The 14330-nt window shown below is 39.9% G+C and carries 7 protein-coding genes and 2 rRNA genes; 7 read left to right on the plus strand and 2 right to left on the minus strand.

Annotated features, from left to right (window positions below; translation table 11 throughout):
- Nucleotides 1–32: 32 nt before the first annotated feature.
- Nucleotides 33–1640 (minus strand): tRNA (N(6)-L-threonylcarbamoyladenosine(37)-C(2))-methylthiotransferase, encoded by a 1608-nt coding sequence (locus tag AB0A59_RS05990; RefSeq protein ID WP_458747171.1) that lies wholly within the window; start codon nucleotides 1638–1640, stop codon nucleotides 33–35.
- 123 nt (nucleotides 1641–1763) lie between these two features.
- Between AB0A59_RS05990 and AB0A59_RS05995 the strand changes: the two genes are divergently transcribed.
- On the plus strand, nucleotides 1764–2519 hold the full coding sequence (locus AB0A59_RS05995; RefSeq protein WP_458747172.1) for an ABC transporter permease: 756 nt from the start codon (nucleotides 1764–1766) through the stop codon (nucleotides 2517–2519).
- A 47-nt stretch (nucleotides 2520–2566) separates the two neighbouring features.
- On the opposite strand, the gene AB0A59_RS06000 is transcribed toward AB0A59_RS05995, so the two are convergent.
- Nucleotides 2567–3919 carry an aspartate aminotransferase family protein gene (locus AB0A59_RS06000; protein ID WP_458747173.1) on the minus strand — a complete coding sequence of 451 codons (1353 nt, stop codon included), beginning with the start codon at nucleotides 3917–3919 and terminating at the stop codon, nucleotides 2567–2569.
- A gap of 954 nt (nucleotides 3920–4873) precedes the next feature.
- On the opposite strand from AB0A59_RS06000, the gene AB0A59_RS06005 reads away from it, so the two are divergent.
- The 6 genes from AB0A59_RS06005 (at nucleotide 4874) to AB0A59_RS06030 (ending at nucleotide 14306) form a co-directional block, all read left to right on the plus strand.
- A 16S ribosomal RNA gene (locus tag AB0A59_RS06005) occupies nucleotides 4874–6342 on the plus strand.
- A gap of 864 nt (nucleotides 6343–7206) precedes the next feature.
- Nucleotides 7207–10163: ribosomal RNA gene (locus AB0A59_RS06010) — 23S ribosomal RNA — on the plus strand.
- The 16S and 23S rRNA genes sit together here, the layout of an rRNA operon.
- 359 nt (nucleotides 10164–10522) lie before the next feature.
- Nucleotides 10523–11512, plus strand: a complete 990-nt coding sequence (locus AB0A59_RS06015) for a DHHA1 domain-containing protein (protein WP_458747174.1) — start codon at nucleotides 10523–10525, stop codon at nucleotides 11510–11512.
- A 52-nt stretch (nucleotides 11513–11564) separates the two neighbouring features.
- Nucleotides 11565–12080 carry a phosphatase domain-containing protein gene (locus AB0A59_RS06020; RefSeq protein WP_458747175.1) on the plus strand — a complete coding sequence of 172 codons (516 nt, stop codon included), beginning with the start codon at nucleotides 11565–11567 and terminating at the stop codon, nucleotides 12078–12080.
- A gap of 101 nt (nucleotides 12081–12181) precedes the next feature.
- A complete protein-coding gene (locus AB0A59_RS06025) occupies nucleotides 12182–13921 on the plus strand; it encodes a trypsin-like peptidase domain-containing protein (RefSeq protein ID WP_458747176.1) in 1740 nt (579 codons plus the stop codon).
- 55 nt (nucleotides 13922–13976) lie between these two features.
- A complete protein-coding gene (locus AB0A59_RS06030; protein ID WP_458747177.1) occupies nucleotides 13977–14306 on the plus strand; it encodes a DUF6659 family protein in 330 nt (109 codons plus the stop codon).
- Nucleotides 14307–14330: the final 24 nt, after the last annotated feature.

The following is a 14330-nucleotide window of genomic DNA, read 5'->3' on the forward strand; positions in this document are numbered from 1 at the left end:
AAAGTGTTGTGAGATCACTTTTGGTCGATAGACTATATCGGTATGGCGTTTAACACATGATTTGAAAAGGCTACTACTCTGACTCTAATTCTCTTACCTAACAAAGGATTGTCAAAATATGATTTGCTGTTCTTATATGGACTAGCTTCGATAACCTTATTTTCTGCCTTTTGATCCTTGTAACTGGGATAGAACCTTGATTGTTGCATGTTTGACTGATAGTCCTTTTGTACATTAATTTTCAAAAATGATTCATCAGATCCGCTATCTAAAATTATTGATTTGTAAAAATCATTTCTGCCCTTCAGTCTTCCATTTTCAATTTCGTTAATGAGGATCTCCCCTTCCCAGTCTATCCACCGAGAATTTCTCTTTTTTGCTATTGCTTTAATTAAATAATGTAATCTTTCTGATCTCTCTGAAATTATATCTTCATCGACTTTCTTCAATTTCGATGCAGCGGTTCCGGGCCTAGAACTGAACTTCGATGAATTAACTATATCGGGATCAATAAATGATATCAAATCAAGAGTCTGCTCAAAATCCTCATTGGTTTCTGTTGGAAACCCAGTAATTATGTCAGTTGCTATTGTGATTTCTGGAATTTTGTCTTTCAACCTCATGACCAGATCTTTGGTCGTATTTATCGTGTGTCCTCTTTTCATATTTCTCAAGACTCTTTCGCTGCCGCTTTGGATGGGTATATGGATGAATTTAAAAAGCTTATTACTTTCTGAATATAACGTGGATAGTTCGTTTATCATTCGGCTTAGATACATTGGATTCATCATTCCGAGTCTTATCTTAAATTCTTGCTCTATTTTTTCACAGCTCTTTAATAAATTTACCAAGTTGGTCCCAATATCTAGTCCATAACACCCATTATCAGTAGATGTTAACCAAATCTCTTTACATCCTTCACCTAAATCCTGTTTTATCTGGTTAACTATTTCACCGGTTCTATAGCTCTTAAGGTTACCCTTCGCAAGCTTTGTTTGACAAAAAGTACATTCGCTAAGACATCCAGTTGAGATTTCAACGATACTAGTTATCGGACTGATTCGAAGTTTGGGAATATTTATTTTTTCAATATGCGAATTCTCTAATATTGATACAGTTTGTCCATCCATCGCTGCATGAGCGACCTCCACTACTTTATCAATAGAATTTGGTCCAATAATGCTAGCCTGAGAATTCGCAGACCTTACTAACCCCTCATCAGCAGCTGGCAGACAACCGGCTATAATCAAAGGTTTATTAGTATTACTCAAATACCTAATTCGATTCATCATTTTATGTTCAGTAGAATTTTTTACCGAGCAAGTTACAATCAAATTAATACTGGAATTTTCGGGGGTCTCAGCCAATCTGAATCCTCGTAATTTCAGCTTTCCTGCCATCATTTCTAGATCAGCAAAATTAGCGGAACAGCCATACCCTTCAATCCAGAAGCTGGGTCTTTGCTGATAATTATTGCTCTTAGGCTCTTTATCTGATCCAATATCATTCGTTTCTCTAAAGATTTTTTTAGCAGTTATTCCTGTTCTATTCAAAAGCTTAATGTGGTCGATTAACTGTGGCTTTAAGGAAATGTAATTTGATGTGTCATCTATTGTTCTACTGGTTTTAATAGATCTCAATATCACTTTTTGGTTGAATCAAATTGAGCAATATACCTTTTCCTTTACTAACTGATTAGTATCCTTTTCTAGGGTTGATATTGGTTAATATATAACTCTCCAAGCCGAAAATATACGCTAGCCATGAATATTCTCGATAATTTGTATGTTGTAACCAAACAAATCTTTATCATTGCATATATGACGGGGTATCTCTGGTTAAGAAGAAATCCACTGTCATTAATATTCACAGCTATTTCTCCCTTTTCTTTGTTGTTTATATTATTTATTGTAAGTAGTGGTGAATATGTACAGTTTGCCGTCGCTGGCAGTCTAGTTATGGCTCTGGTAGGCTACGGATTGGCCTTAGGCCAGGATATATCATTTTACAAAATTGAATATAAGATGCAAGATGTATTTGTTGCCTCTCCAGTTTCGTCCATTACCTATATGCTGGGATTGGCTCTGTCACAATTACTGTACGGCCTGCCTGCGCTACTGGTCTTACTCTCACTTGCCATATATTTTTCGGTTTCTATGAATTTCCTCCCTTTGCTATTATTGAATGTCTTTCTCATTTGGGGGACTATGTCCTCAATAGGATTTTTTTTATCTTCTCATATGTTACATATGCGAAATGCCACTCAGCTAATATCATTCGTCAATGTTATTATTGCAGTTATACCTCCTGTCTTTTATTCAATAGAAAAACTACCTGTAGAATTACAATTCATCTCGTATTTTGTTCCTACCACCCATGCTTCATTGATGTTGCAATATTCAATGGGTTTCTCTATTCCGGAAGGCTGGTCTATCTCCTTAGGATTACTTGTCCAGTCTGTATATTTTGTTTTTTTTATACTGGTAGCAAAAAAAAAGGCACTGTGGAGAGAAAATTAAGAGAGAATGTAAAAGACTTGAATTACTAATCTCACGCTTTAGTAAAATTATTGTTTATTTTGTTCGAAGATTCTTCTAGTTGATTCGACTAATCTTGTTACATCTTTGTTGTTATTTGCGTTTGAAAATGCCCCCATTTTTCCCGGCAAGAAAAATATATTATGCTTAGCCATTAAGGCTAGATTATAATTAGTTAATATCTCTCTGTCAGCCAGTGCTGCGTCAACAGCATTCTCAATCCTCTCAGTCTCTTCCCTTAAAAAATGAACCATAAACAAAGAACCAATTCCAGTTACATGGACTCTTATTCTAAGCTCAACGAATAATTTTGCTAGTTCTTTTCTTGTAATTTCTCCAAGAATATTGATTTTCTCATAAATTCCTGGATTTTTTCTCAATTGTTTTAAAGTATAATATCCAGCTTTCATAGTCAATGGGTTAGCAGAAAATGTACCTCCACCGATCGAACAATATGACGATTTATTATCATCCACAGTAGCATCTGCCCTTTTCATTATCTCTTTCTTTCCACATACGGCTCCAATGGGAAGTCCTCCACCAATTATTTTACCCAAAGTAAAAAGGTCGGGGTCTAACTTGAATAAATTCATAGCGCCATTAAAGGCAAACCTGAAGCCAGTCACTATTTCGTCTAGTATGAAGAGGCTTCCGTTTCTTTTTGCAAACTCTTGCAATCCGAGTAGATATCCGTCCTGAGGTGGAATACATCCAGCTCCGCCCAAAACCGGTTCAACAATAATCGCTGCAAGGTCATCCTTAATAGACTCTAATACTTTTATGGATCTTTCTAAATCGTTAAATTGTAAAGATTCAATAAAATGTGCCTCATCTTCAATTAGTCCCATACCTTCATCTACTTCATAGGGATAATTCACCGATTGCAAAAGATTTGTATTGAAACCGTGCCATCCTCCTTCTACCTTGGCAATCACCCTCTTGCCGGTTGAAGCCCTAGCCAAACGAATTGCATACATGGTGGCTTCTGATCCTGTACTACAGAATCGTAAATTCTCTGCCAGAGGTATGGCTTTATTAATTTCATTACCCAGTTTATAACTAGCTTTATTCGCGGTACCGTACAAAGTACCTTTACCAATTTGTTTCTTCAGCTTGGATGTCACAATTTCTGGAGAATGACCCAGGATAAGCGCCCAGTGACCATTCCAAAAATCCAAATACTTGTTTCCATCAACGTCAAATAAATATTTACCATGTGATTTGGCTGTAAAAAAAGGATAAGGTTTAAAGTATCTAATGTTGTGATTTATTCCTCCTGGAAAAATACCTCTGGATTTGAAATACAAATTCATAGATTCAAATGTTTTACTCTTGTACAAATCCGCGTAATCTTCATATTTCATACCTAATTTATTGTCCATTTACAGAAACTTTTATTTGTTTTTAAAACATATTATGAGACAATAATTGTTTATGTTATTTTACTCTGAATAATCTTAATGAATGTTTTAACTTACATTCGATCATACTTCTAAGAATATTCGAGAACATTAAGGAAATTTATTATATACCGCTTACAGCAACCTCTAAGTAACAAAATCTCATTCATTAGGGTTTTGACCTAAGAACAAGATTTATATTAATATTTTTTTGATTGTAAATAGAACGCATCCAAGACAAAAGGCGGCGTCGGTAATGAAGTTGGCTAATGCCATAATGTGATTTACAGACCTCCAGGTGCGCTCATAACAGTTTAAATATACAAACAGGGAGATTCGATCAAAAAATCAGTGCTGACCTGATCGATTGAATCTGACATGGGAATGATCAGATAGACTAGAAATCTAGATGCGATACTAATCAAGTATATAGTATTTTTTAGTAATGATTAAGATCATTTGCTAAATTACTAATTACTAAATATAACCTTGAATCAAAAGCACAGAAGACGTTTTGTCAACTTAATGTTGTCTGACTTTGAGAATTTTTATGTTAGTTAACCATAGTCACATTAGTCTTTTTACATAAATAGACAACATACAAATCTAGTTTTTCGATCGTACTCTTTCTCTTTATTGTTAATCTCTAAAAAATAGAGCTTTAATAATAAAGAAAGAACTCAATAAACGTCCTTTCAAATCTTATTACTTTTCCTTATTCCTTATTTTGTCTACAATCTAAAATCTAAATGAGATAAGAAGTAAGAAGTAAGAAGTAAGAAGAGAATTGGACGAATTATTATATAAACACATACAAGTAAACAGACAAACAAACTCGTAAAAAAAAGTTAGTTTGTTTGTTTATTTATATGAGAATCAACCGACGATTTATAATAAAGTAAATAATAATTCTACAGCCGTTATTTACTTTATTTGACTCCGGTTGATCCTGCCGGACCCGACTGCTATCAGAGTGGGACTAAGCCATGCGAGTCAACATAGCAATATGTGGCATACGGCTCAGTAACACGTAGTCAACATGCCCAGGGGACGTGGATAACCTCGGGAAACTGAGGATAAACCGCGATAGGTCATCACTTCTGGAATGGGTAATGACTTAAATCTATATGGCCCCTGGATTGGACTGCGGCCGATCAGGCTGTTGGTGAGGTAATGGCCCACCAAACCTGTAACCGGTACGGGCTCTGAGAGGAGGAGCCCGGAGATGGGCACTGAGACAAGGGCCCAGGCCCTATGGGGCGCAGCAGGCGCGAAACCTCTGCAATAGGCGAAAGCTTGACAGGGTTACTCTGAGTGATTTCCGTTAAGGAGATCTTTTGGCACCTCTAAAAATGGTGCAGAATAAGGGGTGGGCAAGTCTGGTGTCAGCCGCCGCGGTAATACCAGCACCCCGAGTGGTCGGGACGTTTATTGGGCCTAAAGCATCCGTAGCCGGTTCTACAAGTCTTCCGTTAAATCCACCTGCTTAACAGATGGGCTGCGGAAGATACTATAGAGCTAGGAGGCGGGAGAGGCAAGCGGTACTCGATGGGTAGGGGTAAAATCCGTTGATCCATTGAAGACCACCAGTGGCGAAGGCGGCTTGCCAGAACGCGCTCGACGGTGAGGGATGAAAGCTGGGGGAGCAAACCGGATTAGATACCCGGGTAGTCCCAGCTGTAAACGATGCAGACTCGGTGATGAGTTGGCTTATTGCTAACTCAGTGCCGCAGGGAAGCCGTTAAGTTTGCCGCCTGGGGAGTACGGTCGCAAGACTGAAACTTAAAGGAATTGGCGGGGGAGCACCACAAGGGGTGAAGCCTGCGGTTCAATTGGAGTCAACGCCGGAAATCTTACCGGGGGCGACAGCAGAGTGAAGGTCAAGCTGAAGACTTTACCAGACAAGCTGAGAGGAGGTGCATGGCCGTCGCCAGCTCGTGCCGTGAGGTGTCCTGTTAAGTCAGGTAACGAGCGAGATCCCTGCCTCTAGTTGCTACCATTATTCTCAGGAGTAGTGGAGCTAATTAGAGGGACCGCCGTCGCTGAGACGGAGGAAGGTGGGGGCTACGGCAGGTCAGTATGCCCCGAAACCCTCGGGCCACACGCGGGCTGCAATGGTAAGGACAATGAGTTTCGATTCCGAAAGGAGGAGGCAATCTCTAAACCTTACCACAGTTATGATTGAGGGCTGAAACTCGCCCTCATGAATATGGAATCCCTAGTAACCGCGTGTCACTATCGCGCGGTGAATACGTCCCTGCTCCTTGCACACACCGCCCGTCGCTTCATCGAAGTTGGTTCTTGGCGAGGTGGTGCCTAATTGGTACTATCGAACCTGGGGTCAGCAACGAGGGAGAAGTCGTAACAAGGTGGCCGTAGGGGAACCTGCGGCCGGATCACCTCCTTAGTTATTATATTGTAGTAGTGGTAGTGGGTTAGAATGGGCCTTGTGCTCTTTCTAATCTGCGAGACTTTACAATACTTATACTAATAAAATAAATAAATCCCTAATCTTAATCTTGATCTTGATCTTAACTGTATCTTGTCCTAAATTCATAATATAATGGATGATAAAGATAAGGCAGATAAGATGGATGATAAAGATTAAGGGAGTGCAATCAAATCAAAACTGATCAATCAATTCCTTCATTTTTCATACGGTTTGAAAAATTAGAATTGTATGTTGTAATTTTGAATAACTGATACAAAGACAAAGATTAGAAAGGAAGTAATTTCAGTCAACAGTCAAAACGTCTGTGCAAATAATTGCCAGGTTATCCCTTTAGAGAAATTAAGATAGAGTAGGTAATTCAAATCTTAGAATACAATTAGTCTATCTGATCATTCCAATTAAAAAAAATCAGCAAATGTAGTATCGGATGCAATTCTTTGTCTCATGTAAATGAGAAGGAGTAGAAGATAAAGAATGAAGTTGATGTAGTAAACGTGAGTTTACAATAATCATCATGTATAGGAAACTCCATTTGAAAAGGATATCAACAACGTGTAGTAACACATTATCACAGATTCTAAAATATACTTTATTCGCGTAATAACAATATAGTCATTAGAATGAATAGAGTTATTAATGATTGTAATAGTAAGATATGTGTTATAGTTGTAGGTAAACAGCAAATAACCTTTTATACATATACCAACCATTGAATTGAATTAGACTTTTCTACCACAAGTGGAACTAAGAACTAACTAGATCCAAAGGACAAAGAAAGAAAGGAAAAAACTCCAAAAATTAGTTTATAATAACTACTGGACTGGTGCAAAGACGCCGATTGGTGGATGACTCGGCTTGATAAGCGATGAAGGACGTGGCAAGCTGCGATAAGCCTGGGTTAGGTGCATGCGACCGACGACCCCGGGATTTCCGAATGAGGTCTCTCTATACACTCCCATGCTTTAGTTAGCTAGGGAGAGCAAACCGTCCGAAGTGAAGCATCTGAGTAGGACGAGGAAGAGAAATCAATTGAGATTCCGTTAGTAGCGGCGAGCGAAAGCGGAACAGCCCAAACTGAATCTGTTATGGTAACATGATAGAGATGTGGTGTTACGGATATGACGTATAGGATCCTGTAATCGAAGCTAAAGTGTACTGGAAAGTACCGGAATAGAGGGTGATACCCCCGTAGGCGAATGAGAGCAGGATTCTGTCATATTCAGAGTAACTGGCCTTGGCAGTGGCCAGTGAAGATGGGTGAAAGTAGCATCCAAGGCTAAATATTCATCAAGACCGATAGAATACTAGTACCGTGAGGGAAAGTTGAAAAGTACCCCGGAAGGGGGGTTAAAAGCGCCTGAAACCAATCGGTTACAGACGTGTATGGCTCGAAAGGATTTCTAGAGTCATACGTTCCGTCTAGAAACACGGGCCAGGGAGATTGCTGTCATGGCGAGCTTAACCTTTAACAGAGGGAAGGCGAAGGGAAACCGAATTTGCGCATTTTTTCATCTGAAAAAAGAGGCAATGGATCTGAAAGGGTCTTGAGTCATGGCAGTAAGGCTAGAAACCGGACGATCTAGTCCTGGATAAGACGAAGGTGAGCGAAAGCTCGCTGGAGGTCTGCAAGGGTCCTGACGTGCAAATCGGTCCCCTGATCTGGGATTAGGGGTCAAAAACCAATCTAGTCCGGTGATCGCTAGTTCCCACCGAAGTGGATCGCAGTCCTGCCTTAGCTGAGATTGCTTGTACCTGTAGAGCACCGATCGGGCGGTAAGGGCTCGAAAGAGCTCGCCATCCATTCGAACTCCGAATGTGCAAGCGTCGTAGAAGCTAGGAGGCGGGTTTATGTGGGGTAAGCCTCATAACCGAGAGGGGGACAACCCAGACTAAAGTTAAGGTCCCCAAATGTCTACTAAGTGTCAAACCAAAGGGTGTTTTCGAGCAAAGACAGCAGGAAGGTAGGCTCAGAAGCAGCCATCCTTCAAAGAGTGCGTAACAGCTCACCTGCCGAGCGAAAGCCCCGAAAATGTTCGGGGCTCAAGTAGACTACCGATACTTTAGACCACCGACGATGTCGGTGCGTGGTAGGTGGGCGTAGTGTTTGGGTAGAAGCTGGGCTGTAAAGTCCAGTGGACCGAACTACTAGTGCAGATCCTGGTGGTAGTAACAGCATAGCCGGGTGAGAATCTCGGCGACCGCATGGGCAAGGGTTTCCCGGCAATGCGTCATCAGCCGGGAGTTAGCCGGTCCTAAAAACAACCTCAACAGAATTGTTTGAATGGGAAACTGGTTAATATTCCAGTGCCTTGAAAGTTCGTTATACCTCTTCTGTCGCTTCCGGATAGGGTAAGCAGAACCGTCGTTCTGTCTAAGTACTCTAGCTTTGAGGAGTGCCGTAATGGCGAGAATTAAAGCGAGATACCAATGGCCTTCCGCAAGGAGGGTTTGCTTGATTCCAGGAGACAATGAAAGCAGAAATAGGAAGATACTTTCAAGACCGTACCGAGATCCGACACTGGTGCCCTGGATGAGAAGTCTAAGGTCTATCGGGTATACCGTATGGCAAGGGAACTCGGCAAAATAGCTCCGTACCTATGGTATAAGGAGTGCCTGCAGTTTTTACGAGGAGTAGGGACTGCAGGTCGCAGTGACTAGGGGGTCCCGACTGTTTAATAAAAACACAGGTGGTCGCTAGTCCGAAAGGATGTGTATGGCCTCTGTATCCTGGCCAGTGGCGGTACCTAAAACCTGGGTTCAACTGGGCTAAGGGCCGCTAAACGCCGGGAGTAACTCTGACTCTCTTAAGGTAGCCAAATGCCTTGTCGGGTAAGTTCCGACGTGCATGAATGGAACAACGAGGGCCCCGCTGTCCCTGCCTACAACCCGGTGAAGCCACATAACGGGGACGAACAGTCCCCGAACCTCTGTCGGGGAGAGAAGACCCTGTGGAGCTTTACTGCAGCCTGTTGTTGCGATATGGTGTCAAATGCAGAGAGTAGCTGGGAGCCGTTATGGTCAGTTCTCCGGGACTGATCTAGGCAAAAGTGTAACACCAGCCATTTGTTACCGTATCGCTAACCTGTTTAACAGGGACATCGGCAGGTGGGCAGTTCGGCTGGGGCGGCACCCCCTTGAAAATGTATCGAGGGGGCCCAAAGATTGGCTCAGGCGGGACAGAACTCCGCCGGTGAGGGCAAAGCCAAAAGCCAGTCTGACTGGATTCCCAATGATACGGGATTCAGAGGCGAAAGCCGGGCTTAGCGATCCATCATGTCCTCACTATTGGGGGCTGGTGGTGACAGAAAAGTTACCCTAGGGATAACAGGCTCGTCGCGGGCGAGAGCTCCCATCGACCCCGCGGTTTGGTACCTCGATGTCGGCTCTTCCCATCCTGGTTCTGCAGCAGGAGCCAAGGGTGGGGCTGCTCGCCCATTAAAGGGGAACGTGAGCTGGGTTTAGACCGTCGTGAGACAGGTCGGTCTCTGCCTGACAGGGGCGTGGTTGTCTGAGGGGAAGTTGCCCCTAGTACGAGAGGAACAGGGCAGCGCAGCCTCTGGTTTATCAGTTGTCCGACAGGGCAAGCTGAGCAGCTAAGCTGTTTAGGATAACTCCTGAAAGCATCTAAGGAGGAAGCCTTTCCCGAGAAAAGACAACCTTCCGTAAGGAGGAGGGCGGCCATAGAAGATGGCGTTGATGGAATGGAGGTGTAATTATCAAGCCTTCGGGCGAGATATTCAGCCTGCCATCACCAATAGCCCAACGCACCTGATCTGTAATTAAAAATAAAATAAAATAAAATAATTACAACCGACAGAAAAAAAAGTAGGTAAATGAATTTCTGCACTATAACATGTTCAGAAGTGCTATTAACATCTCTTCAAAAACTTTGTCCATGATTGTATTGTGCGTAAAGAATAATGTTTATTTTGGAATAACTTATTTCTAGTGATTTACTTATTGATATCCTTGTAGTTCAGTGGAGTTTTCTGATATTGTGTCTTGTCTCGACATCGGCTATTAGATCTTACCGATTAATTAACAGTAAATGAGGTGAAAGTTTCTACTAAGGAGATTTTAATCTGTTGGATATAAACATCTAAATAGCAAACTGATACTAGAATCTCGTTATATTGAAAAGCATTTGTATATCTCATAAGGAAGATGTTGATGGGATAGTTTCCGCAGCGTTACTACAGAACGCTCTGAAGATTAGGAACATATTTTTGGTAGATTATCCAAATTTATTAAACTCCTTAGACTATACCATATCTCTTTGTCAAAAGAATAATAAGTTCTCTAGAGTTTTTATTTGTGATGTTGGTCTTAACAAAAAGAATCAAACTATATTTGTAGATAAGTTGAGAATACTACTTCATAAAAAAATTGAAGTGATTTATATAGATCATCATTATCTTGAGACCGAAATAAAGAATGAACTGGAATCGATTGGGGTGAAATTAATCCATGATATTAATGATTGCACTTCTGTACAAATTTATCATGTGCTTAGGGCAAAATTAAACAGTAAATTTTCCTTTTATGCCTCTGCCGCGGCATTGACGGATTATATGGAGTCCAATCCCAAGGCAAGCTTATTAGTTAGTAAATATGACCGAACGTTCTTAATGCTGGAATCGTGTTTTTTATCATATATAATATCTTCATCACAAAAGAATATTGATTATCTCAAGTATATCTCTAGAGCAATATCGAAAGGAAAAATGCCCCATGAGATTAAGAATGGATTCAGATTAGTCAGGGACTTTTGTGAGAAGATTAATAATGCCATTACTATAATAGATGAACAATCAAAACACCTAAATAATATATCATACTTTGAGCATAATTTGGAGTTATCTTCAAGCATGATTGTAAATTTTGTTTTGGGTATCACAGGTAAGAAAGTTGGAATAGCATTTAAATTAAAATCAAATATTAATTCATATATTCTTTCAATTCGTGGGTCTAAAGAATGCCAGACTCATCTAGGAGCGTTAGTGAACAATCTATCGGCGGAATTGAATGGAAGTGGAGGTGGACATAACAAAGCATGCGGAGCCGTCATTCCTATGGAGAATTTTAAGAAGTTTTTAGATAAGTTGGATCAGTCAATCGTCTAAACTGATTCAAAAAACTATTTAATTAATATTTCATTATAGTATAGATTCCAAAATGACCAGAATAGGAGAGATTTATCGTCGAGTTCATGGAAGGTTAGTTGAACGACCAACTAATTTTAGTTGGGTGATTCCTCAAAAATTAGCAGGTAGCGGGTTGCCATCATCTTACGACCAACTAACTTGGCTTGCTTCTAATAATATAAAGACATTAGTTACTATTAGAGAGATTCCTTTACCAGAAATCTGGATACAAAAAGTAAATTCTCAGAATTATGAGCTAGAAAATTATTTTTTAAAAACAGATGATTATAATGCTCCGACTGTAGACGAAATTCATAAAGTGATAGATTATATCGAAAAAAATATTGAGGCAAACAAACCAGTATTGGTTCACTGTGCTGCAGGAAAAGGGAGGACAGGAACTGTCTTAGCAGCCTATTTAATAAAAAAGGAAGGGTTGACTCCGTTTGAAGCGGTAAAGAAGTTGAGACTTATGAGGCCGGGATCAGTTCAATCAAGACAACAGTCCGTAGCCCTTGAACATTATCACAGATTTCTTAACCAATAATACTTACTATTGTGCAAATAATTGTAATACTTAAATTGACTGAAAAAGTTCTATATTTATTAACGATTAACATGGTGCTCAATACCTATCAAGATTATCAAATGAAAATTGATAAAAAGATTCAGTCGATCATAATATTTCTGACATCATTATTTATTATCATATGTCTATTTTCAATTAATACTGCTCATTCTATTGAGTCGGTTAGCGGGCAGGGAGATAACTTTACTTTAGAATCAGATCAAATGACAGTCGAATCTATGCCTGATTCTACAAACAGAGATTATAGCAATTCGCTACCTGACCTATTTGACAAGGTTGAGAAATCAGTTGTTCAAATAACTGAACCTGGGAGTACCCAGGTTAAAGAATCTAACCCGTCAAGATTGGGATCTGGATTTGTATACGATAAGTCAGGACATATTGTGACTAACTTCCATGTGGTAGATGGATCAAAGAATAATAAAGTTTATGTAACATTTCTCGATGGCGTATCATACGAAGGTGATATTGTAGGAACTGATCCTTATTCTGATCTGGCCGTTATCAAACTTACCGAATTAGATAACAGTGTCAGTTCCAAATTGGTCCCATTAGAATTAGGTAATTCTTCTACAATTAGAATCGGACAAAAAGTTGTAGCCGTTGGAAACCCATTTGGATTATCGGGATCGCTGTCGGAAGGTATTATTAGTGGTTTAGGAAGGCTTATGCCAGCTGGAGATAATGGTGAATCTCCACAAAATCCGTTTGAGAAAGGCCCTATTGTGGAACCAGTTCCTTCATTTTCTATACCTGATATTATTCAAACCGATGCTGCAATAAATCCTGGTAACTCGGGAGGCCCATTGATCGACATGAATGCAAATGTTATAGGAATTAATACGGCCATTTTCTCGAATACGGGCGTTTATTCTGGCATCGGGTTTGCTATTCCATCTAATTTTCTCATAAAAATTGTACCACTTCTAATTAAAAATGGAGAATATGATCATCCATACATTGGGATAAATGGGTTTGATATTACTCCAGAAATAGCAAAATTATTGAATTTACCTGAAGCTGTAGGATTTTTAGTGATCAATGTTACGGAGAATAGTCCAGCTAAGTTGGCTGGCATACAAGGAGGGAACAAGAGCATACAGATTAACGGAATGCCGATTGAACTCGGAGGTGATATAGTTACTGAAATAGATAATAAGCCTGTTAGAAAGGTGGATGATATTTTATCATATTTGGAGAACTATAAGCGAATTGGCGATAATGTAACCCTAACAGTGCTGAGAGGCCCGAATCTTGATAAGCAGGTAGTAACGATCCCATTGACTGCTAGACCATCCTTGGAAACCGATTTGACTAATCCGTCATTGGGTGTAATAGGTTTGGATATAACTCCTATGATTGCCAAGCAAATGAATATATCGAGAGAAAACGGGTTCTTAATTACCAGCATAATTGGTAATAGTTCTGCTTCTAAAGCAAATTTGAGGGGTAGTTACGTGGTCACTGAAGTAAACGGTACCGTATTAGAGTTAGGTGGAGACATAATAGTAAAGATGGATAATGTCGACGTACGAAGCCAGTTGGACATAAAGAATTACTTAAAAACTAAGAATATTGGAGATTCTGTGATTATTACCGTGTTAAGAGACAATAACTATTTAACAAAACCTCTAGTCCTCGAACCGATAAGCGAAAATCAACGAATATTGGAGGATTCCTCAATGACCAATGATACCCTGCCACCTCCACTCTCACAGGATGATCTTAAAGAATTTTTAGAAGGATGTGTGAAAGTATTGCCTAGGGAATCTTGCGAATCAATGATAATCATAAAATAACAAATTTTTCGTAATACATGATATATATCGGCGTTAAAATATAGTAATAGAGAACATGATTTCAAGGAACGAAGATGAATTCCATGTGTTCTGTAAACACGTGATAGACCTGGACCCTAGTATACGTTTTGCGGGTATTGCTGATGAAGACGGAAAATTGGAATCCATCGCTGAAAGAACTGGGCTTGTGCCCTTGTTAACTCCTGAGGAGAGGGCTCAATATGCTATTACCGCTGCCACTAGGCAATATACACGTCTAAGGTGGGAATACATGTTGGGTAAAATACAATATGCTAGTTCAAGATATGAACGTCTAATTAGGGCTACCATACCAATTACCGATGAAAATAGTACCCTTGTCGTACGTTCTACTATTGTCATTTGATCCTGAGATTATAAATGTTCATCA

It is taken from the genome of Candidatus Nitrosocosmicus sp. T (assembly GCF_054408485.1).